Annotated in this window: 21 protein-coding genes; 10 read left to right on the top strand and 11 right to left on the bottom strand. The window is 64.4% G+C overall.

Going from position 1 to position 24946, the window contains the following annotated elements:
- Window positions 1-35: 35 nt before the first annotated feature.
- The 3 genes from lpxC to recN all read left to right on the top strand — a co-directional run bounded on the left by lpxC (window position 36) and on the right by recN (window position 3866).
- Window positions 36-998, top strand: coding sequence for a UDP-3-O-acyl-N-acetylglucosamine deacetylase (gene lpxC, locus XH80_RS35020; RefSeq protein WP_271602544.1), 963 nt, complete (start codon window positions 36-38; stop codon window positions 996-998).
- 282 nt (window positions 999-1280) lie between these two features.
- A complete protein-coding gene (locus tag XH80_RS35025; protein ID WP_057754431.1) occupies window positions 1281-2168 on the top strand; it encodes an outer membrane protein assembly factor BamD in 888 nt (295 codons plus the stop codon).
- 24 nt (window positions 2169-2192) lie between these two features.
- Complete coding sequence (recN, locus tag XH80_RS35030) at window positions 2193-3866, top strand: DNA repair protein RecN (protein WP_271602545.1); 1674 nt, start codon at window positions 2193-2195, stop codon at window positions 3864-3866.
- A gap of 92 nt (window positions 3867-3958) precedes the next feature.
- Here recN and XH80_RS35035 read toward each other — a convergent pair whose 3' ends face one another.
- Window positions 3959-4246 carry a GIY-YIG nuclease family protein gene (locus XH80_RS35035; protein WP_057754455.1) on the bottom strand — a complete coding sequence of 96 codons (288 nt, stop codon included), beginning with the start codon at window positions 4244-4246 and terminating at the stop codon, window positions 3959-3961.
- Between the two features lie 121 nt (window positions 4247-4367).
- Between XH80_RS35035 and ligA the strand changes: the two genes are divergently transcribed.
- A complete protein-coding gene (gene ligA / locus XH80_RS35040; protein WP_271602546.1) occupies window positions 4368-6515 on the top strand; it encodes an NAD-dependent DNA ligase LigA in 2148 nt (715 codons plus the stop codon).
- Between the two features lie 118 nt (window positions 6516-6633).
- On the opposite strand, the gene XH80_RS35045 is transcribed toward ligA, so the two are convergent.
- Window positions 6634-7911: a multidrug effflux MFS transporter gene (locus XH80_RS35045; RefSeq protein ID WP_271602547.1), complete on the bottom strand. Its 1278-nt coding sequence runs from the start codon at window positions 7909-7911 to the stop codon at window positions 6634-6636.
- Window positions 7912-8020: 109 nt separating this feature from the next.
- On the bottom strand, window positions 8021-9850 hold the full coding sequence (locus XH80_RS35050; RefSeq protein WP_271602548.1) for an aminopeptidase P family protein: 1830 nt from the start codon (window positions 9848-9850) through the stop codon (window positions 8021-8023).
- 185 nt (window positions 9851-10035) lie between these two features.
- Here XH80_RS35050 and XH80_RS35055 point away from each other — a divergent pair, with 185 nt between their 5' ends.
- The gene (locus XH80_RS35055; RefSeq protein WP_271602549.1) at window positions 10036-10209 is read left to right on the top strand and encodes a hypothetical protein; all 174 of its coding nucleotides are present in this window, start codon (window positions 10036-10038) and stop codon (window positions 10207-10209) included.
- A gap of 121 nt (window positions 10210-10330) precedes the next feature.
- Here the strand turns inward: XH80_RS35055 and XH80_RS35060 are convergent, their stop codons facing one another.
- Window positions 10331-11218 (bottom strand): 50S ribosomal protein L11 methyltransferase, encoded by an 888-nt coding sequence (locus tag XH80_RS35060; protein WP_271602550.1) that lies wholly within the window; start codon window positions 11216-11218, stop codon window positions 10331-10333.
- 162 nt (window positions 11219-11380) lie between these two features.
- Between XH80_RS35060 and XH80_RS35065 the strand changes: the two genes are divergently transcribed.
- Window positions 11381-11536 (top strand): Flp family type IVb pilin, encoded by a 156-nt coding sequence (locus tag XH80_RS35065; RefSeq protein WP_083514188.1) that lies wholly within the window; start codon window positions 11381-11383, stop codon window positions 11534-11536.
- Between the two features lie 299 nt (window positions 11537-11835).
- Here the strand turns inward: XH80_RS35065 and XH80_RS35070 are convergent, their stop codons facing one another.
- A complete protein-coding gene (locus tag XH80_RS35070) occupies window positions 11836-13446 on the bottom strand; it encodes a phytoene desaturase family protein (protein ID WP_271619226.1) in 1611 nt (536 codons plus the stop codon).
- Window positions 13447-13687: 241 nt separating this feature from the next.
- Between XH80_RS35070 and XH80_RS35075 the strand changes: the two genes are divergently transcribed.
- Window positions 13688-15970, top strand: coding sequence for a spermidine synthase (locus XH80_RS35075; protein ID WP_271602552.1), 2283 nt, complete (start codon window positions 13688-13690; stop codon window positions 15968-15970).
- A gap of 106 nt (window positions 15971-16076) precedes the next feature.
- Here XH80_RS35075 and XH80_RS35080 read toward each other — a convergent pair whose 3' ends face one another.
- From XH80_RS35080 to XH80_RS35095, 4 genes are all read right to left on the bottom strand, one after another.
- Window positions 16077-17015 carry a glycerophosphodiester phosphodiesterase gene (locus XH80_RS35080; protein WP_271602553.1) on the bottom strand — a complete coding sequence of 313 codons (939 nt, stop codon included), beginning with the start codon at window positions 17013-17015 and terminating at the stop codon, window positions 16077-16079.
- A gap of 183 nt (window positions 17016-17198) precedes the next feature.
- Window positions 17199-17981 (bottom strand): L,D-transpeptidase, encoded by a 783-nt coding sequence (locus tag XH80_RS35085; protein WP_271602554.1) that lies wholly within the window; start codon window positions 17979-17981, stop codon window positions 17199-17201.
- Window positions 17982-18336: 355 nt separating this feature from the next.
- Entirely contained in the window at window positions 18337-19098 is a 762-nt protein-coding gene (locus tag XH80_RS35090; protein ID WP_057747300.1) for an ABC transporter permease, read from the bottom strand.
- Window positions 19095-20018, bottom strand: a complete 924-nt coding sequence (locus XH80_RS35095; protein ID WP_271602555.1) for an ABC transporter ATP-binding protein — start codon at window positions 20016-20018, stop codon at window positions 19095-19097. Before XH80_RS35095 ends, XH80_RS35090 begins: the two co-directional genes overlap by 4 nt.
- Window positions 20019-20293: 275 nt before the next feature.
- Between XH80_RS35095 and XH80_RS35100 the strand changes: the two genes are divergently transcribed.
- Window positions 20294-21010, top strand: a complete 717-nt coding sequence (locus XH80_RS35100; RefSeq protein ID WP_271602556.1) for a hypothetical protein — start codon at window positions 20294-20296, stop codon at window positions 21008-21010.
- Window positions 21011-21115: 105 nt separating this feature from the next.
- Here XH80_RS35100 and XH80_RS35105 read toward each other — a convergent pair whose 3' ends face one another.
- Complete coding sequence (locus tag XH80_RS35105; protein WP_271602557.1) at window positions 21116-21967, bottom strand: alpha/beta fold hydrolase; 852 nt, start codon at window positions 21965-21967, stop codon at window positions 21116-21118.
- 125 nt (window positions 21968-22092) lie between these two features.
- Between XH80_RS35105 and XH80_RS35110 the strand changes: the two genes are divergently transcribed.
- Window positions 22093-22713, top strand: a complete 621-nt coding sequence (locus XH80_RS35110) for a CGNR zinc finger domain-containing protein (RefSeq protein WP_271602558.1) — start codon at window positions 22093-22095, stop codon at window positions 22711-22713.
- Window positions 22714-22837: 124 nt separating this feature from the next.
- On the top strand, window positions 22838-23791 hold the full coding sequence (locus tag XH80_RS35115; RefSeq protein WP_271602559.1) for a LysM domain-containing protein: 954 nt from the start codon (window positions 22838-22840) through the stop codon (window positions 23789-23791).
- Window positions 23792-23798: 7 nt separating this feature from the next.
- On the opposite strand, the gene XH80_RS35120 is transcribed toward XH80_RS35115, so the two are convergent.
- Window positions 23799-24872: a tartrate dehydrogenase gene (locus tag XH80_RS35120; protein WP_271602560.1), complete on the bottom strand. Its 1074-nt coding sequence runs from the start codon at window positions 24870-24872 to the stop codon at window positions 23799-23801.
- Window positions 24873-24946 lie beyond the last annotated feature (74 nt).

Here is a 24946-nt window from a genome sequence, read left to right on the forward strand (position 1 = left end):
ATAAGTCGCAATGGGTCGTAGTGGGGCGGTTCCTGATGAAGTTTAGCCGGCAAACAACGCTTCGTGCGCAAGCCACCGTGGCCGGCGTCGGCGTTCATTCCGGTCTTCCGGTTACCCTCACGCTTGGACCTGCACCTGTGGACGCAGGTCTTATTTTTGTCCGTACCGGCCTTGAGGGAAGTGACCGCGAGATTCAGGCGACTGCCGATCAGGTGGTGGCAACCGATTTCGCGACGGTGCTCGGTGATCGCACTGGTCCGCTGATCTCCACGGCCGAGCATGTGCTTGCTGCGCTGCGGGGTATGGGTGTCGACAACGCCATCATCGAAGTCGATGGTCCCGAAGTGCCGATCATGGACGGCAGCGCTGCGGCCTTCATCGCAGCAATTGATCAGGCTGGCATCGTGACCCAGCCGGCCCAGCGCCGCTTCATCCAGGTTTTGAAGCCTGTCTCGGTCAAGATGGGCGACTCCTTCGGTGAGCTCCGGCCCTACGCCAACGGCTTCCGTGCCGAGGTCGAAATCGACTTCACCAATCCCGTCATCGGCCAGCAGAGCTATGGCTTCGACCTGAGCCCTGAGCGCTTTCGCCGCGAAGTCGGCCGCGCCCGGACTTTCGGTCTGATGGGCGATGTTGCCAAGCTCTGGGGCGCTGGCTACGCGCTCGGTGCCTCCTTCGAGAATACCGTCGTGTTTGACGAGGAGCGGCTGCTCAACACCGAGGGCCTGCGCTACGCCGACGAATGCGCCCGCCACAAGGTGCTGGATGCGATCGGCGATCTTGCGTTGGCTGGCCTGCCGCTGCTCGGCGCCTATCGCTCGGTGCGTGGCGGCCACAAGCTGAACCACGCCGTCCTGACCGCGCTGCTCGCCGACCGCACCGCATGGCGGGTGGTCGAGGGTGAGGCAGCTCGCCGCACCAGCCGGCCCGTGGTCGAGGTTGGCAGCGGTATCGTCGGCGGCCGGATCGCCGCGGCCTACGGGCCGGACGTGTCCTGAAGGGCAGTTCCCGCAGGCGGACAAGCCCTGCGGCAGGCAGCCAAGCCTGCGGCAGGCAGCCAAGCGGCGATTTCTCCGGGAAACTCCTGGTAACCATGATCGACTAGGATTGCGGCGTTTTCGCCTTAATCCGGGCGGAATGCCTGCCTATCCGATGGGTTAACGATCGTTTTCCGGTCACACCGACGTGGTCGCATGGCAGGCACCACGACACATTTCGCGCCCATGACGGGGATCATGGGCTGGCGGGCACCGCACCAAAGGGCGTCAGGTCTTAAATTCATGTCGGCACAGCGTATGACGCGCGGATTTCTCTTGGTCTCACCGCGAGCCCGTGGGCTGCTTCAAGCCGCTGCTCTCTTCCTGTTCGCATTGCCGCTGGCCGGTTGCGGCACCGGCGCGCTCTGGGACAAGTTCCTCAACAAGGACGACACCTTCGTCGAAGAGCCAGCCGACAAGATCTACAATGAGGGCTTGTACCTCATGAACGAAAAGAAGGACATGAAGGCGGCGAACAAGAAGTTCGAGGAGGTCGACCGCCAACATCCTTATTCCGACTGGGCGCGCAAATCGCTGCTGATGTCGGCCTATGCGTCCTACCAGGGCGGCGACTATGACAGCTGCATCGGCGCTGCGACCCGCTACATCACCCTGCATCCCGGCAGCCCGGACGCCGCCTACGCGCAATATCTGATCGCCGCCTCGCATTACGACCAGATCCCGGACATCAACCGCGACCAGGGCCGCACCGAGAAGGCGATCGCCTCGCTGGAAGAGGTGGTGCGCAAATATCCGAACTCCGAATATGCGACCTCCGCCAAGGCCAAGATCGAGGGCGCGCGCGACCAGCTCGCCGGCAAGGAAATGGCGGTCGGCCGCTACTATATGCAGAAGCGCGACTACACGGCCGCGATCAACCGCTACAAGGCCGTGGTGACGCAATATCAGACCACCCGGCACGTCGAGGAGGCGCTCTACCGCCTCACCGAGGCCTATATGTCGATCGGAATCGTCGGCGAGGCCCAGACGGCAGCGGCCGTGCTCGGCCACAATTTTCCTGACAGCCGCTGGTACAAGGACGCCTATAATCTTGTAAAATCCGGCGGTCTCGAGCCGAGCGAGAATCAGGGGTCCTGGATCAGCCAGACCTTCAAGAAGATTGGCCTTTAAGTCTCGGCTAGGAAATCTGGTTCCATGCTGGCGCGTCTGTCGATCCGTGACATCGTCCTGATCGAACGGCTCGATATCGAATTCGACACCGGACTTGCGGTTTTGACCGGCGAGACCGGGGCGGGCAAATCCATCCTGCTCGATGCCTTCGCGTTGGCCCTCGGCGGCCGCGGTGACGCGGGTCTTGTGCGCCATGGTGCGGAGCAGGGGCAGGTGACCGCCGTCTTCGATATCCCGAAGCATCATCCCGCAACGAAGATCCTGGCCGAGAACGGGCTCGAAGATACCGGCGAAATGATCTTGCGCCGGGTCCAGCTCGCCGACGGCCGCACCCGCGCCTTCATCAACGACCAGGCGATCAGCGTGCAGACGCTGAAGGCGGTCGGCGCCGCCCTGGTCGAGATCCACGGCCAGCATGATGAGCGGGCGCTGGTCGATGCGGCTACCCATCGCAGCCTGCTCGATGCCTTTGCCGGCCTCGAAAGGGACGTAGCTACCATCGAAGCGCTCTGGGACGCGCGCCGGACTGCCAACACCGAGCTGGAAGAGCATCGCGCCAGCATGGAGCGCGCCGCGCGCGAAGCCGACTATCTGCGCCATGCCTCGGACGAGCTGAAGCAGCTCGCGCCCAAGGACGGCGAGGAGACCTCGCTCGCTCATCGCCGCACCACCATGATGCAGGGCGAGAAGATCGCCTCCGATCTGCGCGAGGCGCAGGAGGTCGTCGGGGGCCATAACTCGCCGGTCACCGCACTGTCGGCTGCGGTGCGCCGGCTGGAGCGTCGCGGCGTCAATTCGCCGGCGCTGGTCGAGCCTGCTGTGAAGGCGATCGACATCGCGATCAATGCACTGGAGGAGGCCGACCAGCATCTCCTGGCCGCGCTCGCCGCAACCGATTTCGACCCGGCCGAGCTCGAACGCATCGAGGAGCGGTTGTTCGCTCTGCGCGCAGCCTCGCGCAAATATTCGACGCCGGTCGATGGCCTCGCCGCGCTCGCCGCCAAATACGCTGCCGATGTCGTGCTGATCGATGCCGGCGCCTCGCGCCTGAAGAAGCTGGAGCAGGCCGCGATCGAGGCCGACGCATGCTATGCTGCCGCTGCGAAAAAGCTCTCCGCCAGCAGGCAGAAATCGGCCGAGAAGCTCAACAAGGCGGTCAACGCCGAGCTCGCGCCGCTCAAGCTCGAGCGCGCCAAATTCATCACCCAGGTCACGACGGACGAGGCCGCGCCGGGGCCGCAAGGCTTCGATCGCGTCGAGTTCTGGGTGCAGACCAATCCGGGCACCAAGCCGGGGCCGATGATGAAGGTCGCCTCCGGCGGTGAGCTCTCGCGCTTTCTGCTGGCGCTCAAGGTCGTGCTGTCCGACCGTGGCTCGGCACCGACCCTCGTGTTCGACGAGATCGACACCGGCGTCGGCGGCGCGGTCGCGGATGCGATCGGCGCGCGGCTGGCACGGCTCGCCGGCAAGGTTCAGGTGATGGCCGTGACCCACGCCCCGCAGGTCGCAGCCCGCGCCGACCAGCACCTGCTGATCTCCAAGGACGCGCTCGACAAGGGCAAGCGCGTCGCTACCCGCGTCAATGCGCTCGCCGCCGACCACCGCCGCGAGGAAATCGCCCGCATGCTCGCCGGCGCCGAGATCACGGCCGAGGCGCGGGCCGCCGCGGAGCGGTTGCTCAAGGCGGCGACGGCTTAGACCTCCACCGTCATTCCGGGGCGATGCGCAGCATCGAACCCGGAATCTCGAGATTCCGGGTTCGGCTCTTCGAGCCGCCCCGGAATGACGTCTCATTTGCAGATCGATTCGTAGAGATCATTCCAGTTCGGATTGTCCTTCTCGATAAGTTGGGTTTTCCAAACTCTCTTCCACTTCTTGAGTTCTTTCTCGCGCGATATTGCGGAGATTGGATCATCATAGGTCTCGAACCAAACTAGCTGCGTGATGTTGTATTTCTTCGTGAAGCCTGGCACGGCCTTGATTCGATGCTCGTAGACGCGGCGTACAAGGTCATTGGTAACGCCGACATAGATTGCTCCGTCCCGCCGGCTTGCTAGGATATAGACGTAGTACGCCATGATTTCCGAGCCCATCCCAACAGTCATTCCGGGGCGCACGAAGTGCGAACCCGGAATCTCGAGGTTCCGGGTCTGGTCCTTCGGACCATCCCGGAACGACGAGCCACAACCTTAAGTAATAATGGCCAGAGCAGCAAAATCCAAACCGCTTCGTGACGTCGCCGATCTCACCAAGGCGCAGGCCAAGGTCGAGCATATGCGGCTGTCGCTCGAGATCGAGGGGCACAACGAGCGCTATTATCAAGAGGACGCGCCCACCGTTACCGACGCCGAGTACGATGCCCTGCGTCAGCGCCTCAATGCGATCGAAAAGCGCTTTCCGGAATTCGTCAGTGCGGAGTCACCGTCGCAAAAGGTCGGCGCGGCGCCGTCAGGGCGCTTCAGGAAGGTGCAGCATTCCGTTCCGATGCTGTCGCTCGACAACGCGTTTGCCGAGGAGGACGTCCGCGACTTCGTTGGCCGCATCGTGCGCTTCCTCAAGCTCGACGACGACAAGATCAATTTTTCGGCCGAGCCCAAGATTGACGGCCTGTCGATGTCGCTGCGCTACGAGGGCGGCGAGCTCGTCACGGCGGCGACGCGCGGCGACGGCGCGGTCGGCGAGGACGTCACCGCCAATATCCGCACGCTCGAGGACGTGCCGCAGAAGCTGAAGGGCCGCAACATCCCTGATATCTGCGAGGTTCGCGGCGAGGTCTACATGACCAAGAAGGCCTTCCTCGCGCTCAATGAGCGGCAGAAGGCGGCGGGCGACACCATCTTCGCCAACCCGCGCAATTCGGCCGCAGGCTCCTTGCGGCAGAAGGATCCCGGTATCACCGCCTCGCGTCCCCTCGGCTTCTTCGCCTACGCCTGGGGCGAGATGAGCGCGATGCCGGAGCAGACGCAGACCGGCATGATCCACTGGTTCGAGCGCTGCGGCTTCAAGACCAATCCGCTGACAAAACTCTGTCACTCGGTCGAGGAACTGATCGCGTTCCACCAGAGCATCGAGGAGCAGCGCGCCGAACTCGACTACGACATCGACGGCGTCGTCTACAAGGTCGATCGCATCGACTGGCAGGAGCGGCTCGGTTTCGTCTCGCGCACGCCGCGCTGGGCGATCGCACATAAATTCCCGGCGGAGCGAGCCATGACCGTGCTGCGCGACATCGAGATCCAGGTCGGCCGCACCGGCTCGTTCACGCCGGTCGGCAAGCTCGAGCCGGTCGGTGTCGGCGGCGTGATCGTGCAGAACGTCACCCTGCACAACGAGGACTACATCAAGGGCATCGGCAACAAGGGCGAGGTGCTGCGCGAGGGGCGCGACATCAGGATCGGCGATACCGTCGTGATCCAGCGCGCCGGCGACGTGATCCCGCAGGTCGTCGACGTCGTGCTCGACAAGCGGCCGAAGGGTGCGAAGGAATTCGCTTTCCCGAAGAAGTGCCCGTGCCCGCTGCATACCGACGTCGTGCGCGAGGAGACCGCGACCGGCGAAGAGGGTTCGCGCGCGCGCTGCACCGGCGAGTTTGCCTGCCCCTATCAGAAGATCGAGCACCTCAAGCTGTTCGTGTCGCGGCGCGCCTTCGATATCGACGGCCTCGGCGAGAAGCAGCTCCAGTATTTCTTCGATGAAGGCTGGGTGAAGGAGCCCGCCGACATCTTCACGCTGGAGAAGCGCAACTCCAGGCTCAAGCTCGAGGAGGTCGAGGGCTACGGCGCGACCTCGGTGCGCAATCTGTTCAGTGCCATCGAGAGCCGGCGCAGAATTGCGTTGGAGCGCTTCATCTACGCGCTCGGCATGCGCCATGTTGGCGAAACCACCGCGCTCGCGCTGGCGCGTGGCTACGGCTCCTGGGATGCCTTCCACGACGCCTGCCTCAAGGTCGCCAAGGGCGACGAGGAGGCGATGGCGGAGATGGATGCGCTCGACCAGATCGGCGATACCGTGATCAAGAGCATCGCCGATTATTTCGGCGAGAGCCACAACCGCGGCATCGTCGAGCGGCTGACCAAGGAGGTCGAGATCGTCGACGCCGAACAGCCGAAGAGCAACTCGGCGGTCGCCGGCAAGACGGTGGTGTTCACGGGCTCGCTGGAGAAGATGACGCGGGATGAGGCCAAGGCCACCGCGGAGCGGCTTGGTGCCAAGGTCTCGGGCTCGGTGTCGAAGAAGACGGATCTCGTCGTCGCCGGCCCCGGTGCCGGCTCGAAACTCGCGGACGCCAACAAGCATGGTGTCAAGGTGCTGAGCGAAGATGAGTGGCTGGCGCTGATCGGGGAGTGAGCTCTCACCCCGTCATTGCGAGGAGCTCTTGCGACGAAGCAATCCAGACTGCCGCCGCGGAGACATTCTGGATTGCTTCGCTGCGCTCGCAATGACGGCGGAGGCGGCTTGCCGCTCCTCACATCACCCCGCTCTCTTCCTCCTCCGCCTGTTCGATCAATTCCTCGCTCACCATGACCTCCCGGCGCGGCACGACGAAGATCATCATGCAGGCGCAGAGCAGCGAGATCGCGAGCACGGCCGAGGTCAGCGGCAGGGTCGTTGCGGAATGGCCGCCGAGATAGGCGCCGAACTGCGACATCAGCGCGCCGATACCCTGCTGGAGAAAGCCCATCGCGCCCGACGCGGTGCCGGCGGCCTCCGGGCGGACGCTGATGGCGCCCGCAGCAGAGTTCGCCATCACGAAGGCGTTGCCGACCATCACGATCATCTGCGTGCCGAACAGCCAGCTCGGAGCTTCGTTCCAGCCGGTCAAACTCCAGAGCAGATTCAGCAGGCTGCCACAGAGTTGCAGGGCCAACCCAAACCAGATCAGCTTCTCCAGCGAGTGCCGCGGCGCAAAGCGCACGCAGAGCAGATTGCCGACGAGATACGCAAAGCCTGTTGTGGCGAACCACGCGCCGTATTCGGCACTGGTCCGGCCCATCTGCGTCACGACGATGTAGGGTCCGCCGCCGGCGAAGGTGAAGATGATCTGCGAGGCCAGCACCTGGCACATCACATAGCCGATGAAGGCGCGGCTCTTGATCAGGCTGCCGACGTCGCTGCGAAAGCCGCCGCTGCCGACTGCGCGGTCGCGGCGCGTTTCGGGCAGTGCGATTGCGATGCCGATTGCGACGGCAACCGCGCCGAAGGTGACGGCGTAGAAGATCGCGCGCCAGCCGAATGCGGTCTCGATCAGGCCGCCTGTCAGCGGCGAAACCATTTGTCCGATCATCAGGGCGGCAACCACGAGGCTGATCATCGAGGCGACACGGTCGCGTTCGTAGATGTCGCGGATGATGGCGCGGCTGATCACCATGCCGGAGGCGCCGCCAAGCGCCTGGAAGAAGCGCGCCGCGATCAGTTGCGGCAGGTCTTGCGCGAAGATGCAGGCGATGCTCGCCGCGACCATCAGCGCAAGGCCGCCAAGCAGAACCGGACGCCGGCCGAATCTGTCCGACAGCGGCCCCATGGTGAGCTGCGATAGCGCGATGCCGACCATGTAGAGCGATACCGTCATCTGCGCGATCGAGATGTCCCGCCCGAAATTCGTCGCCAGCACGGGCAGCGCCGGGACCAGGATGTAGAGCGAGATCGGCGCGATGCCGGTCATGACGACCAGCAGCAGCAACACCACGCGCGAGGTCGCGATGTTGGTTGCCGCTCCCGGCGGTTGGCTGATCATACCGTGCATGGATCGACACTAGCCGCATCGCTGCGGCCGCGAACATGGTCGTTTCGGTATGCGGCTATGCGCGATGCTGGAGCGTTGCGCCAGTTGCGTGGCGCTATGCGCGCATCGTCTAGGCCGTCAGCTCCGCTGTCGCCTGATCCAGCCACGCCCTGGTCGCCTCGTCCAGTGCCGGCCCCACTTCAGCACGGACGCGGGCGTGGTAGGCGTTGAGCCAGGCCAGCTCGTCCTTGCTCAGCATCGCTGTGTCAATGAGCCGGCGATCGATCGGCGCCAAGGTCAGCGTCTCGAACGCGTTCATCGCTTTCTCGGCGCCCTTGATGTCGGCCGCGACCACCAGCTCGAGATTCTCGATGCGGATGCCGAAGGCGTCGGTCTTGTAATAGCCTGGTTCGTTGGAGAGGATCATGCCGCGCTTCAGCGCCGTGGTGCCGAGTTTCGAGATCCGCGCCGGGCCTTCATGCACGCTGAGATAACTGCCGACGCCATGGCCGGTGCCATGCTCGAAATCGATTCCGGCGGCCCACAGATATTGCCGCGCCAGCGTGTCGAGCTGCGCGCCCGTGGTGCCGTCAGGGAAGACCGCGCGCGCGATCGCGATATGGCCGCGCAGCACGCGGGTGAAGCGGTCGCGCATCTCGTCGGTCGGCTCGCCGATCGCCATGGTGCGGGTGACGTCGGTGGTGCCGTCTTCATATTGCGCGCCGGAATCGATCAGCAGGAGATCGCCGGGCACGATGCGCCGGTTGCTCTTGCGGGTGACGCGGTAATGCACGATGGCGCCGTTCGGCCCTGTTCCCGAGATGGTCGGGAACGACACGTCCTTCAACGCACCGGTGTCGCGGCGAAAGGTCTCCAGCGCCTCGACGGCGTCGATCTCGGTGAGCTTGCCGCTTCCTGCCTCGCGATCGATGAACGCAAGGAAGCGCGCCAGCGCGATGGCATCGCGCCGGTGCGCCGTCTGCGTCCCCTTGATCTCGGTGGCGTTCTTCACCGCCTTCAGCAGCGCGATCGGATCGCTGCCGCGCAGCGGCTTGCCGCCGCCCTCCGTGATCAACCGGCTCAGCGCCTCGGCCGCGGTAGCGCCATCGAGGGCGATCGCAGCGCCGCTTTTGGCCAGCGCCATCAGCGTCGGCGTCAGCGCGTCGGGCTCGCGCACGTCGGCCGATTGCTCGAGATGGTCGCGCGTCAGATTGGAGAGCTTGCGGTGGTCGATGAACACGGTGGGACGGCCGACCTTGGGCACCAGCGCGTAGGACAGCGGCAGCGGCGTGTGTGCGACGTCGGCGCCGCGGATGTTGAAGGTCCAGGCGACCGCATGGCTGTCCGACAGCACCAGCGCCTCGGCACCGAGCTTCTCGATCTCGCTCTTGATCTGCGCCACCTTCTCGGCCTCGGCGACCCCCGCATATTGCAGGCCGTGGATCGCGACCGGTGCGATCGGCTGATGTGGCCGGTCCTGCCAGACTGCGTCGACCGGGTTGCTGTCGACCGCCACAAGTTCGGCGCCGGCCTTGGTGCAGGCGGCGGAAAGGCGTTCGACTGCCGAAAAAGTGTGCAGCCACGGATCAAATCCTAGGCGATCGCCCGATTTGAGATGCGCCGAGATCCAGCTCTCCGGCGGCGGATCGATCAGCGATTCCACCGCCCATGCCTTGGGGTCGACCTGCTTGGCGGCCTGGATGGTGTAGCGGCCGTCGACGAAGACAGCGGCTTCCTGGGCCAGCACCACGGCAAGTCCCGCCGAGCCGGTGAAGCCGGTCAGCCAGGCGAGCCGCTCTTCGGAGGGCGCCACATATTCATTCTGCTGCTGATCGGCGCGCGGAACGACGAAGCCGGTCAGCTTGCGGCGGGCGAGTTCTTCACGGAGCGCAGCCAGACGCGCCGTCAATGCGACGCCGGCCTCGGGCTCCTCGAATGTCTGGAAGTGTGCTTCGAACATGGCTCAGTTTAGGATCATGAGGATCAGTCCGCAATGTAGACGCAATTACCCTTTCATCTGGCATGGACTGTGCTTGAAAATGTTCCATTCGAATTGAGTGGAGTAATGGATGCGGCAGTTGCGCTTCGTCCGGATAACAGGGAAGTTCGAGCAAGTGGTTCATCTCAACGGCGAGGGGACACACGATGCCAGCGTTTACCTTTGAGAAGATTTCGCCGCCGGTGCGCCGCGCGCCGGCTGCAACGACACCGAAGAAGCCGCGCGGCCTCATCAGCCAGATGATCGAGCGTTTCGCCGAACGTCGTGCGAGGCGGGCGTTGCGCGCTTCGGCGCGTGGTGACGAGAAGCCGATGAAGTAGCCACATCGACGGTGCCGTAGGGTGGGCAAAGGCGCAAAGCACCGTGCCCACGATATCTATCTCCTGTTCACGGACGAAAGCGGTGGGCACGCTACGCTTTGCCCATCCTGCGGCAGTTCGCTCAATCCATCTTCCGCAACAGCAGACTGCTCCACCCCTCAATCCGCAGATGCCGCAGCGGCACCAGGCCGCGCGCGCGGTAGGCGGCGATCACGGCGGGGGCCTGGTGGGTCAACAGGCCGGAGAGGATGACGCGAGCGCCGGGCGCAAGATGCCGGGCCATCGGGCCCGCCAATTGCCGCAGCGGATTGGCGAGGATGTTGGCCAGCACCAGGTCGAACGGGCCGCTTTTGGCAAAGTCCGGCGCGGCAAAGCCGGTGGCGCGGATCACCCGCACATATTGACCTGTTTCGTTCAGGGCGGCGTTCTCGGCTGCAACCCGCACCGAGGGCGGGTCGATGTCCGAGGCCAGCACCGCGCGATGCAGCGCCTTGGCCGCGGCGATGCCCAACACGCCGGTCCCGGTGCCGAGATCGAGCACGCGCTTCGGCTGCGCGCGCTTCAGGACATGGTCAAGCAGAAGTAAACAGCCACGCGTGGTGCCATGGTGTCCGGTGCCGAAGGCGAGGGCCGCCTCGATCTCGATGGCGAGCTTGTTTGGCGCCACGCGGTCGCGGTCGTGGCTGCCATGGACGACGAAGCGTCCGGCCGGCACCGGCACGAGGTCCTCCAGGCTGGCCTTGACCCAGTCCTTGGCTTCGACCGTGTCGAATGCAAGCGTCGCGGCGATGTCATTTCCTGCTGAAGTTGCAACGAGTTCACGGAGCAGTTCGTGATTGGGCGACTCTGCAAAATGCAGCGTGACATCCCATTGCCCATCCGGTCGTTCGAAAGCGGCGACCGCAGCATCGCCCTCGAAAAAGACTTCCGTCAGCACGTCGACGACACGCCTGGCAGCAGCCTCGTTGCCGATGGAAAAGCTGGCGCGATGGGTGGGAGAAGGCTGCATGCTCAGGGTTCCATTGGATTCAATTTGGAGAACTTTTGTTCCCAATTTTCCTCATAACTTGCGGTTCCCGGGTTAACCGAACTGTAGGTTGTGCTCCGTAGATTCCCCGACGTTCCAACCAACACCGCTCGGAATGAAAAACGGAGGCGAGTCTTGAAGCACATGATTTTGAAGTTCTGGTCCGATGAATCCGGCGCGACTGCGATCGAATACGGCCTGATCGCGGCCGGCATCGCGTTGGCCATCATCACCGTGGTGAACAGCCTGGGTACCACGATGAACGACAAGTTCGGTTCGATTAGCACCTCCTTGAAGTGATTTCTGCCTCCCATTTCCCAGCGGGGCCATTTTCTTCATAGACGGCTTTTTTCGACGACCGCCTGCTAGGGAGTTGCCCCCTGGTGGGCGATGTCGTTTTGGGAGCGAGCGAGGGTGACATCGCCGCCTGTGCCCACAGGTTGTCCAATCGCGATCGTGAAGTCTTCCACCGGCTTGTCCGCGGTCTATCCAGCCCCTTCTCCACAGCTTGATCCCTCGATGTACCTGGCGGTCACGTGAGGATCCCACCGCTTCACCACAGCCCTGCCAACAGGTCTGTCCACAGCCCATCCACAGACCTATCCACGGCCTGCGAACAGGCTGCGGTGATCGCGCAGGATCGCCTGCGCCGCGTTGTGGCCGGGGGCGCCGGTGACGCCGCCGCCGGGATGGGCCCCTGAGCCGCAATGGTAGAGGCCCTTCAGGGGCCCGCGATAATCGGCATGACCCAGCATTGGCCGCGCCGAGAACAGCTGGTTCAGCGTCAGCGCGCCATGGAAGATGTCGCCCCCTAGCAGGCCGAATTGTCGCTCGAGATCCAGCGGGGAGAGGATCTGGCGGCCGAGCACGCTTGCCGCAAAGCCCGGCGCGTAACTGTCCACCGTCGCGATCATGAGATCGGCGACCTCCTCGCGATGATCATCCCAGGATCTGCCGTCGGGCAGGTCCGGCGCGACGTGTTGGCAGAACAGGCTGGCGACATGCTTGCCCGCCGGCGCGAGCGTGTCGTCGAGCGTCGAGGGGATCAGCATCTCGACGATCGGCTGTTTGCTCCAGCCCTGCACCCGCGCGTCGAGCCAGGCGCGGTCCATGTAGGCCAGGCTTGGTGCCACGATGATGCCGGAGGTGAGATGATCGCCGTCGCCAGGCAGCGCCGTGAAGGTGGGCAGGCGGTCCAGCGCCACGTTCATGCGGAAGGTGCCGGAGCCGTTCTTCCAGTGCCGGATGCGGGCGAGGAAATCTGCGGGCAGTGCGTCGGCTGCGACCAGCTGCGTGTAGAGCAGTTTGGGATTGACGTTGGCGGCGACGTATCTTGCGCGGATCATGGTGCCGTTCTCCAGCACCACGCCGGCGGCGCGGTCGCGCTCGACGACTACCTCGCGCACGCCGGCATCGAGATCGATCGTGACGCCGCGCGCGCGGGCGGCGCGCGCCATGGCCTGCGTGATCGCACCCATGCCGCCGATGGCGTGGCCCCAGACGCCTTTCTTGCCGTTCACCTCGCCGAAGGCGTGATGCAGCATCACATAGGCCGAGCCGGCCGCATAAGGGCTCGCGTAGTTACCGACGATGGCATCGAAGCCGAACAGCGCCTTGACCAGATCGTGCTCGAAGCGTTCATCCAGCATCTCGCCGGCCGATCGGGTGAAGAGATCGAGCAGGCTGCGGCTTTGCTCCAGCGTCAGGGCGCGCAGGATGTTGGCTGTCGCCAGCGCATTCGCGGCCTCGCGGATCGCGCCGATGCCAAAACTGTCGAGCAGGTTCGGCGGCGCGCGCAGCACGAACTGTCGCAGCACGTCGGCGATGTCCTCGAGCTCGCGCGAAAAACCATCGAGCGCATCGGCATCGCGCGCGCTGAGCCGCGCAACCGACGCCTTGGTCCGCCCCTCGCCGGTGAGGAGATAGCTGCCGTCAGGCGCGGGCAGAAAATTCTGCGCGCGCCGTTCGACCACGCGCAGGCCTTGTTCTGCAAGTCCGAGGTCGTGGATCACTTGCGGATTGAGCAGGCTCACCGTGTAGGCCGCGACCGAGTTGCGAAAGCCCGGATGAAACTCCTCCGTAACAGCCGCCCCGCCGACCACCCTGCGGCGCTCGACCACATGCACGCGCAAGCCCGCCATCGCGAGATAGGCCGCGCAGGTGAGGCCGTTATGGCCAGCGCCGATGATGACGACGTCGGTTTCGGTCATGGGGATTCGCGTTGTTCTGCCTGCCGTCATTCCGGGGCGCGCAAAGCGCGAGCCCGGAATCTCGAGGTTCCGGGTTCGATGCCCCGGGCCCCGCTTCGCGGCCCCGTCGCATCGCCCCGGAATGACATCTCTATATCAAGCATTCCTGCCTGCAACATCACGAGACCATTTATTGCCCGTTCAGGCGTGGTGTGCTCCATTGCGCGCGCCCGGCGCGCGCCGGAGGAATGCCGGAGCTCCCATGGATTCGATCGTGCAACCCGCCGCTACGGAGCAGCCGTCCGCCTCGCGCAACCGGCTGCTGCTGACGGTCTACACGGCCGCGATTTTCGTCAGCGCGCTGTTGCTGTTCTCGGTGCAGCCGCTGTTCACGAAAATGGTGCTGCCGCGGCTCGGCGGCTCGCCAGCGGTGTGGTCGGTGGCGATGGTGTTCTTCCAGTCGCTGCTGCTGGCGGGCTATGCCTATGCGCATTTGCTGATGCAGGTGAAAAACCGCGTGGTTCCGGTCGTGGTGCATCTGGTGCTGCTGATCGCGGCTTTCGTGACGCTGCCGCTCGGCATCGCCAGCACCTATGGCGAGCCGCCGGCGTCGGGCTATGCGTTCTGGCTGCTCGGCCTGTTCGTGATGTCGATCGGACTGCCATTCTTCGCGCTCGCTGCCAACAATCCGCTGCTGCAGGCCTGGTTCGTTCGCACCGGCCACCCTGATGGCCACGATCCATATTTCCTCTATGCGTCTTCGAACATCGGCAGCTTCCTCGCGCTGCTGTCCTATCCCTTTCTGCTGGAGCCGATGTTCACGTTGCACACGCAGAACCGGCTCTGGACCGGCGGCTATGGCCTGCTGATCCTGCTGATCGCCGCTTGCGGCGTGCTGCTGTTGCGCTCGCCGAAGGTTGCATTGGCCGATATGCGTGCCGAAGAGGCGAATGCGCCGGCGCCAGGCATCGTGACGCGGCTGCGCTGGATCTTCCTCGCAGCAGTCCCGTCAGGCCTGCTGATCGCGGTCACCGCGCATATCTCCACCGACGTCGCGGCGGCGCCGCTGCTATGGGTGCTGCCGCTGTCGCTGTATCTGCTGACCTGGGTGGTGGTGTTTCAGTCGCGGCCGCTTTTGCCGCACAAATGGATGCTGTTGCTCCAGCCTCTCGCGATCGCGGGCGTCGTCATCCTGCTGGCCTTCGGCGGCGAGCAGAATCTGCTGCTGACGCTTGGCGGCCACCAGCTCTGCTTCTTCATCATCGCCATGGCCTGCCACGGCGAGCTGGCGCGGACCCGCCCGGCCGCCAAATATCTCACCGGCTTCTATGTCGCGCTGTCGTTCGGCGGCATGGTCGGCGGCCTGTTCGCGGGCCTCGTCGCGCCCTTCACCTTCTCCTGGATCGCCGAATATCCGATCCTGGTCGCGCTTGCCGCGCTGTGCCGGCCGTCGGCGAACGAGCGTTTTGCGGCCATCGTGAAATGGTATTGGCTGGCGCTGGCCGTGCTCGCGGCCCTGCTGATTGCACCGTCTTATACGACGGGCAATGTTTCGACCTGGTTCGAGGATCAGCGCGTCTGGGTCGCCGGCGCCGTCGGCGCGCTGGCTGCGCTGCTGGCGCTCGCGCTCAATGCCAGTCGCTGGAAGATCTTTGCCACTGTCGCGCTCGCGCTCGCATTGATCCGAATCTATCCGGCCGACGAAGGCCGCGTCACCACGGTGCGCAGCTTCTTCGGCGTGCACAAGATCGTGGAGACGCCGGGCGGCTATTTCCATGTGCTGATGCACGGCACCACGATTCACGGCGCCGAGCGCTTCCGCAACAATGACGGCACGCCGGCCACCGGCCGGCCGGAGCCGATCACCTATTATCACCGGGATGGCGGCATCGGTCAGGCCATCACCGCGATACGCGAGCGCAAAGGCGCGCCGCTCAAGGTCGCGGCGATCGGCGTTGGATCAGGCACGCTCGCCTGCGCCGCCGAACCCGGCGAGGACTGGAAATTCTTCGAGATCGACCAGTCCATGGTCGATGCCGCGCGCGATCCCAAAAACTTTCGCTACATCTCGAGCTGCCTGCCGGACCTGAAGCCGGTCATCGGCGACGCGCGCCTCACCTTCGCCAGAGAGCCCGACGGCATCTATGACCTCATCATCGTCGACGCCTATTCGTCGGATGCGATCCCGATTCATCTCGCGACCCAGGAGGCAATGAAGATCTATAAGGACAAGCTCGCCCCTCACGGCGCCGTGGTGATGCACGTCTCCAACCGCCATCTCGATCTCGAGCCCGTCGTGGTCGGCATTGCCGATGCCAACGATCTGAAGAGCTGGGTCTATGACGAGGATTCGGGGCGCGACGCCGACTACATCTTCTCGACCGACGTCGTCATCTCCGCGCGCGAGGCTGAGGACGTCGGCAAGCTCGCGTCCTCCAAGCAGTGGGAGGAGACCGACGCGGACGAGAAGGTGCGGGTCTGGACCGACGACTATTCCAACATCCTCGGCGCGCTGTATCGGCGCTTGCGGTTCGGCGAGCAGTAGCGCTTCGTAGCCCGGATGGAGCGAAGCGTAATCCGGGACCCCCTGCGCTTGGGCCACACCGCTCCCGGATTTCGCTGCGCTCCATCCGGGCTACAAGGTGGAGGGCTTACGGCTGGACCGGTGTTCCCGCCGGCAGCTTTATGCCCTTCTCGCCGGCCACCTGCCGCAGCAGGTCGGGCCTGTCGGAGATGATGCCGTCGATGCCGAGCTCGATCATCCGGGCCATGTCGTCGGGCTTGTTGACGGTCCAGACCACGACGGGCAACGCAAGCGTATGCGCCTCTGCGACGAGTGCCGGGGTCAAGTCACCGAAATAGGGTGACCACACCGCGCCGCCCGCGGCCTTGATGGTCCGCGGCAGCGAGCCGCCGTGATCGGCCGGGTTGAAACCCGCCGTCCAGCTGGTGGCCTTGTCGAGGGCGATCGTCGGTGCCGGGCCGCGCTGCAGTGTCAGATAAACCGTCGGAATGGCCGGGGCCTGCTGCTGGACGAGGAGCAAGGTCCGCCAGTCGAACGACTGGATCATGACGCGGCCCGAGAATTTTTCCTCCTCGATCACCCCGAGCAGCTTCGTGACGAAGGCCTGCGGCTCCAGCGATTCATCGGGATGATCGGGATCGATCTTGGTCTCGATGTTGAAGCGCACGCGCTCGTTGCCGGATTTGCGCACCAGCGCGAACAGCTCCTTCAGCGTGGGAATGCGCGTCCCCGGCACGGCACGCTGGTCGGGAAACTGCTTCGCATAGGCGCTGTCCGGCCGGATCCGGCCGACGTCGTAGGTCCTGACGTCGGCGAACCGCAGCTTGACGAAGGGCGTGCCTGGTGCCGCGACATAGGTGCCACCAGCATCCCGCGCGAGGTCGGGATTGAGCCCGCGCTCATGCGACACGACCACCTCGCCGTCCGAGGTCACGCCGACATCGAGCTCGAGCGTGTCCACGCCCATCGTGAGTGCGTTGGCGAAGGCCGGCAGGGTGTTTTCCGGCAGCAGCGCCCGTCCGCCGCGATGCGCCTCGAGATCGAAAGCCATCGCGTTGCCAGTCATGGCTCCTCCTGCAGCGAGAAGACAGATCGTGCCGAGCAGGTGTGCAGGACGAAATGACATCGTGAACCGCGACGGGCAAGAGGGACGGCAGCCTAAGCCGCACCGACCAATAATCGGCATCGACAGCGCCGTCCACCCCGTGAGAGTTCAGCGTCGGGGCGATGCCGAGCTCAAGCAATAGCGTCAGTTCTGGTAGTAGTAATTGCGCGGCTGATAGTATTGGCGCGGCTGCGGCTGATAGTAATAGCCCTGCTGGCTATAGGTCGGGTCGTAGGTCGGCTGCTGCGGTTGCGGCAGCTGCTGGTAGACCTGGGTGCCATAGGGGCGGGTGATCGGGCGCGGCGACGGATAGCGCGCGCCGGTGTCGCTGCCGTCGGCGGGATAGATGTAATTGTCGTCGTAGCGCCGCGCTGGCTGCATCGGCGGTGTCAGACTGACGGGATCGCCAGAGGTGGCGTACTGCTGCTCCTCGGCCGGCTGCTGGGCACGGGCCACCGCATTGTTGGCGCGGCCGCGCGGGTTGCGGGCCAGCGCGACCTGCGCCGAGCCGGTCAGCGTCACCGTGGTGTTGAGCACGCCTTGCTCCTGCACCAGCGCGTAGAGCGTCGAGGCGTTCTGACGCGACAGCCGTACGCAGCCATGCGAGGCGGGCGTGCCCAATCGTCCGACCGAGTCGGTGCCGTGGATGGCGTGCCCGATCTTGGTGAAGAAGATCGAGTGCGGCATCGGCGCGTCGTCGAATTCCTTGGAGAAGTGATCCTCTTCCATGCGGAAGGCGCGGAACGAGCCATTTGGCGTCTCGCGCGAGGGGATGCCTGTCGACACCGGCCAGCGGTAGCGCGTCACGCCGTCGACCACGACCGTCATCTGCTGATTGTCCTTGTCGACGGTAATATCGACCTTGGCCTGCGCGGTGCCCGCGCTCAAAAGCATCAAGGAAGTGAAAGCGATAAAAAACGAACGCATCTGACGTCTGGCCTCCGGCCTGTTCTTGCTAGCGCCGCGGCTCTCCGTCCCCGGCATGCACTATGCCTGCAATCCGGCTTTCGTTCCAGCGGCCTGCCTAGCTCACCTTCCTGCCATCGTTAACGCGATGCCGGGCGTAAGCAAGGCCGCTTTGTGCCGCGCCGGCGCTGCCGGTGCTGACATTTTCGCGAGCGCAGACGTTCATAACGCCGACAATTCATGACAAAGGCGCAACCATTTGGCCGCCTTGCGCGTTGATGGTCGCCCTTCCAGACGCGGCTTTCGCCGCCGTCCCAACCATTGTCGGTGGATGAATGGATTCCGGGCTAGCGCTTTGGCGCCCCGGAACGACAACTCAGTTCTTCAGCCGATATCCGGTCCGGAAGATCCACCAGATCACGGCGAGGCAGATCGCCAGAAACGCCACCGTCATGCCGATGCTGATGGATACGCTGACGTCAGCGATCTCGTAGAAGCTCCAGCGGAAGCCGGAGATCAAATAGACGACCGGGTTGAGCAGGGCCAGCGTGCGCCAGGTCGACGGCAGCATGTCGATGGAATAGAAGCTGCCGCCGAGGAAGGTCAGCGGCGTCACCACCAGCATCGGGATCATCTGCAGCTTCTCGAACCCGTCGGCCCAGATTCCGATGATGAAGCCGAACAGGCTGAACGTCACCGCCGTCAGCACCAGGAAGGCCAGCATCCAGACCGGATGATGGATGTGCAGCGGCACGAACAGGCCGGCTGTCGCCAGGATGATCAGGCCCAGAATGATCGACTTGGTCGCGGCGGCGCCGACATAGCCGAGCACGATCTCGAAATAGGAGATCGGCGCCGACAGGATCTCGTAGATCGTGCCGGTGAATTTCGGGAAGTAGATGCCGAACGAGGCGTTGGCGATGCTCTGCGTCAGCACCGACAGCATGATCAGGCCCGGCACGATGAATGTGCCGTAGCTGACGCCCTCGACCTGGCTGATGCGCGAGCCGATCGCGGCACCGAACACCACGAAATAGAGCGAGGTCGACACGACAGGCGAGACGATGCTTTGCAGCAGCGTGCGCCAGGTGCGCGCCATTTCGAACAGATAGATGGCGCGGATGGCGCGGTGGTTCATGACGTCCTCACGAGGTCGACGAAGATGTCCTCGAGCGACGATTGGGTCGTGTCGAGATCGTTGAAGCGGATGCCGGCGGTGCGGAGGTCGCTGAGCAGGCTGGTGATGCCGGTGCGCTCGCCCTTGGTGTCGTAGTCGTAGACCAGCGTCACCCCGCTGTCGCAAAGCTCGAGCTTGTACTGGCTGAGGCTCTCCGGCAGCGCGCCGAGCTTATTCTGCAAATGCAGTGTCAGCCGTTTCCTGCCTAGCTTCTGCATCAGGGTCGTCTTGTCCTCGACCAGCACGATCTCGCCCTTGTTGATGACGCCGATGCGGTCGGCCATCTCCTCGGCTTCCTCGATGTAATGCGTGGTCAGGATGATGGTGACGCCGGATTGCTGTAAGGCCCGCACCACTTCCCACATGCCCTTGCGCAGCTCGACGTCGACGCCGGCGGTCGGCTCGTCCAGGAACAGGATCTGCGGCTCGTGCGAGAGCGCTTTCGCGATCATCACGCGGCGCTTCATGCCGCCGGACAGCGTGATGATCTTGTTGTCCTTCTTGTCCCAGAGCGACAGATCCTTGAGGATCTTCTCGATCAGGGCCGGATTCTTCGGCTTGCCGAACAGGCCGCGGGAGAAGCTCACCGTCGCCCACACGCTCTCGAAGGCGTCGGTATGGAGCTCCTGCGGCACGAGGCCGATCAGCGAGCGCGCCTTGCGGTAGGAGATCTGGATGTCCTCGCCACCGACCAAAACCTTGCCTTCGCTCGGAGTGGCGATGCCGCAGATGATCGAGATCAGCGTGGTCTTGCCGGCACCGTTGGGGCCGAGCAGCGCGAAGATCTCGCCTCGCTTGATGTCGAGATTGACGTTCTTGAGTGCCTTGAATCCAGACCCATAGGTCTTGGACAGGTTGGCGACGGAAATGATGGAGGACATGGGGGCCGCTAGGGTGGGGGATGCACCGGAACCTGCGCCCTGGCGGGCTCGTCCGGCGGACCCCCGAAATAGGAATGGCCTTGCCCGGTCGCAATCGCCTGCAGAAAAATGGTCTCAAAACCGGCCCATTGGTGGTAGGTTTCGGGCAGGTGTTGCGCGATGGTCACGGATTGCGGCGAAGATCGCCGTTCACGCGGCTCTTTGTTGCGTCTGCGAGCGGGCCAAGGCTACGATTCCGGCCAATCGCGAAGCGTATGTCCCCAGGGAAAACATCAATGAGACTGAACGGCCGTCACACCGCCGGCGCAAGCCAGTTGCCCGCCCTCCGCGCGTGGGCGATCTGCCTGCTCCTGCTGTCAGCTGTTGCCATGGGCCCGTCCCCCGCCAGCGCGGCGCCGACCCAGGCCGCTGCAACGACGCACGTCTATCTGCTCCGCGGCGTGCTCAACATCTTCTCGCTCGGGCTCGACACGATCGGCGCCCGGCTCCAGGCCCAGGGCATTCCGGTCACGGTCGCGAACTTCGTGTCCTGGTCCTCGCTCGCCGATGAAGCCGCGACCGAGTACAGGGCGGGCCGGCTCAAGACCATCATTCTGGTCGGCCATTCCTCCGGCGCGACCGCGCTCCCTGACATGATCGCCAAGCTGAACCAGCTCGGCGTGCCGGTGAAGCTCGCGATCGGCCTCGACTCCGTGTTCAAGACCAGGCTGTCGACCGGCGCCGAGCGCTACATCAACATCTATATCGGCGACGGTCCGGGCGAGCCGGTGCGCGCCGCGGCCGGCCTTCGCGGCAAGCTCGACAATGTCGACGTGCGCGGCAGCGGCGTCGGCCACATCACCATCGACAAGAACGAGGCGATCCAGCGCCGCGTCATCGCCGAGATCGACGCCGCGATCGCCCGTTCGCGCGGTCCGGCACCGGTCGCCGAGCCCGGCGCCGCGCCGCGGGCCGCGCGCTCGGCGGCGGCGACGGCGCCGGCGAGAAACTGAGGCCTGGCGCCAGCAAATTTTGATCTGATTGTGCCGCCGCCGACTTGATTGTCGGCGGCGGCATTGTCTTGTCCGCGCTGCCGTAACGCCGTGGTCGCGCGTTCGCTATGCGAGAAAGGCGCGGATGGCGTCCGCGATCTCACTTGCGTGCGTCTCCAGCGCGAAATGTCCGGTGTCGAGGAATTTCACCACCGCATTTGGATTGTCGCGCTTGTACGCCTCTGCGCCGGGCGGGATGAAGAACGGATCGTTCTTGCCCCAGATCGCAAGGATGGGCGGCTTGTGCTTGCGGAAATAGTCCTGGAACGCGGGATAGAGAGCGACATTGCTCTTGTAGTCGCCGATCAGATCGAGCTGCACCTCATCGGCGCCAGGGCGTGCCAGGTAGAAATTGTCGAGGTTCTGGCCGTCAGGCGATACGGCCGTCGGATCTGAGACGCCATGCGTATACTGCCAGCGTGTCGCCTCCGGTGTGAGAAAGCCGCGCAGCGCCTCGCGATTGGCGGGCGAGGGATCCTGCCAATAGGCCTTGATCGGCGTCCAGCCGTCGCTGAGGCCCTCCTCATAGGCATTGCCGTTTTGCGAGATGATCGCGGTGATCCTTTGGGGATGGCTGAGCGCGAGCCGGAAGCCGGTCGGCGCGCCGTAGTCGAAGACGTAGACGGCGAAGCGATCGAAGCCGATCACCTCGGTGAAGCGCTCGATCACGCGCGCAATGTTGTCGAAGCTGTAGCTGAAGGTTTCGCGCGAAGGCATGTCCGATTGGCCGAAGCCGGGAAGATCAGGTGCGACGATGTGAAACTTGTCCGTCAGCAGCGGGATCAGGTCGCGGAACATGTGACCTGCGCTCGGGAAGCCGTGGAGCAGCAGAAGCTTCGGCGCGCCGACGCGGCCGGCCTCGCGATAAAACACCTTGAAGCCGTCGACGTCGGCGGTGCGGTAGGTTGTGCGGGCCATGACCCTCTCCATTTCTGTAACCTGTTAATAGGCTATAAGATGGTTATTTCGATATAAGTAACTTGTCAATTGCTAATTTGGTGGTTACGTTGGCCGTGCCCACCCGGGATCGTCAGGGATCACCCATGGACAAACCGCCTGCCGTGTTCATCGCCGACTCGCTCGGCCTGGATTTCCTCAATTCGATCGCGACGCCGGTCGATACGCCCGTCGACTGGATCGACGATGGCGACGGGCTGATCGATTGGCTGGCGCAGGCGAAGCTGGTGCCCACGGACGAACTGGAGGCGTTGAGGGCACGTGCGAAGCCTGGTGAGTTGGACGAGGTTGCCGATCAGGCGCGGGCCTTGCGCGAATGGTTCAGGGGCTTTGTCCGCAAGCATTCGGGCCGACCGCTCGCAGCGACGGCGCTCGAGGAGCTCGGTCCGCTGAACAGCCTCCTGGAACAGGACGAGGTCTTCAGCCGGATCGAACCGCGGCACGACGATAGCCATCGTGGCCTTGCGTTGCGGACCACGCGGCATTGGCGATCACCGCAGTCGCTGCTGTTGCCGATCGGTGAGGCGATGGCGAAGTTCGTCTGCAACGAAGACTTTTCCGACGTGAAGGCGTGCGAGGGCCATAATTGCACGATGCTGTTTGCGGACCACACCCGTCGCCGAGCGCGGCGATGGTGCATCATGGCGGTCTGCGGCAACCGAGCCAAACAGGCGGCGCATCGCAGCAGGCTCAAGAGCCGGCAGTGATCAGCTGATCGCGCGCACGGAGCCGGTTGACCAGGCGGGTTTCGTGCCGCAAAAACCACCCAATCGGCGGTCAAGAACCGCCGCGGGGAGGCCCCTGCCTCCCGTGGTGGGACTGTAGGACTTGATGATTGATCCAAGGCGACTTGTGGTGTTGGCAGCTTGCGCGCTGCTCGCCTTCAATCCCGGTCTGGCCGCGGCCTCACCCGCAAAGCCAAAGCCGGCTGCAGTCCCCGTGGTCGCGCCGCCGCCTCCTGCTCCGCCGGTCGAGCCGCTGCCGCCGCCGAAGATTTATCTGTTCCGCGGCGCCATGGGGCCGTTCTTCTCGACCGGCATCGATCGGCTCAGCGAGAAGCTGACCAAGGCCGGCTTCTCGGCCGACGTCTACGAATTCACCTTGTGCCGTCTGATCGGCAATCGCGCGATCGACAGCTACAAGGAGAGTCCGGCGCCGATCGTGCTGATTGGCCATTCCATGGGTGGGCTGTGCTCGGTCATCATCTCCGAGATGGCAGCCAAGGAGAACATCCCGATCAGCCTCGTCATCGCCATCGACCCCGCGCACGCAACCGACGACGTGCCGCTCAATGTCGAGCGCTTCATCAACATCTTCCTGTCCGACAGCGTGCTCGGTGGTGGCGATGTGGTGGCGGTGCCTGGCTTTCGCGGCCATTATGCAAGCTACGATTTGAAGCTGAACGGCCGCGTCACGCACATCAACATCGAGAAGTCGGACGACATCCATCGCCAGATCGTCGACATGGTGACGCAGTTGCCGCGTATCCAGGCGCAGACCCAGGCTGACGCCGTGCCGCTGCGCTATCAGGTCCCTGGGGACACGCTCGTTGAATTGTGGGACAGCGGCGTGCGCATACCGGTCCGCACCGGCGATACGATGGAGAGCATCGCGGCAACCCATCGCGTGCCGGTCTGGGCCATCGCGCAGAGCAACTCGCTTGTCGAGAACGCCACGCTCACGCCGGGCCAGTCCATCGTCGTGCCCAGACATTTGTCGCCGCCGGACGCCGCAGCCGCGATGGCGGCGCCGCCGCCGGCGGCACCTTCGGTGCGCAAGAAGTAGCTTTCCCTCAGACGTTCGATCCGTGGATCGCGTCGATCACGGCATCGGTCACTTCCCTAGTCGTCGCCTTACCGCCGACGTCAGGCGTCAGCACGCCGGCGGCGCAGACCTGCTCGACCGCCTTCATCAGCCGCGCGGCCGCGTCCTTCTCGCCGAGATGCTCCAGCATCTGCGCGCCGGTCCAGAACGTCGCGACCGGATTGGCGATGCCCTTGCCGGTGATGTCGAAGGCCGAGCCGTGGATCGGCTCGAACATCGAGGGGAAGCGGCGCTGCGGATCGATGTTGCCGGTCGGCGCCACGCCGAGGCTGCCTGCGAGTGCACCGGCGAGGTCCGAGAGGATGTCGGCGTGGAGGTTGGTCGCAACGATGGTGTCGAGGCTCTTCGGATGCAGCGTCATGCGCACGGTCATGGCATCGACCAGCATCTTGTCCCAGGTCACGTCAGGGAATTCGGTCGCGACTTCCGCGGCGATCTCGTCCCACATCACCATGCCGTGGCGCTGCGCGTTCGATTTGGTCACCACGGTCAGGAATTTGCGCGGACGCGACTGCGCGAGCTGGAACGCGTAGCGCATGATCCTGCTGACGCCGACACGGGTGAAGACCGCGACTTCGGTGCCGACCTCCTCGGGCAGGCCTCTATGCGCGCGGCCGCCCATGCCGGCATATTCACCTTCCGAATTCTCGCGCACGATCACCCAGTCGAGATCGCCGACGCCGACGTTGCGCAGCGGCGAGGCCACGCCCGGCAGAATCTTGGTCGGCCGCACATTGGCGTATTGGTCAAAGCCCTGGCAGATCGGCAGGCGCAGGCCCCACAGCGTGATGTGATCGGGCACGTCAGGTGCGCCGACCGCGCCGAAATAGATCGCGTCGAACTTCTTCAGCTCAGCGAGCCCATCGGCCGGCATCATCACGCCGTGCTTCTTGTAATAGTCCGAGCCCCAGTCGAAGGTTTTGACATTGAAGGCGATGTCACCGCTGCGCTTCGCCAAGGCCTCAAGCACGCGGATTCCGGCCGAGATCACCTCGGGACCGATGCCGTCGGCGGGAATGGCTGCGATCGAATGGGTGCGCATGGGAAGGCTCCGTTTGGGATGTCGCGCGGTAAGCTTAGGCCGGGCCGCGAGGCGGATTCAATTGCCGCTGGTTT

Origin of the sequence: Bradyrhizobium sp. CCBAU 45384 (assembly GCF_028128665.1) — a bacterium.
GTDB lineage: Bacteria > Pseudomonadota > Alphaproteobacteria > Rhizobiales > Xanthobacteraceae > Bradyrhizobium > Bradyrhizobium manausense.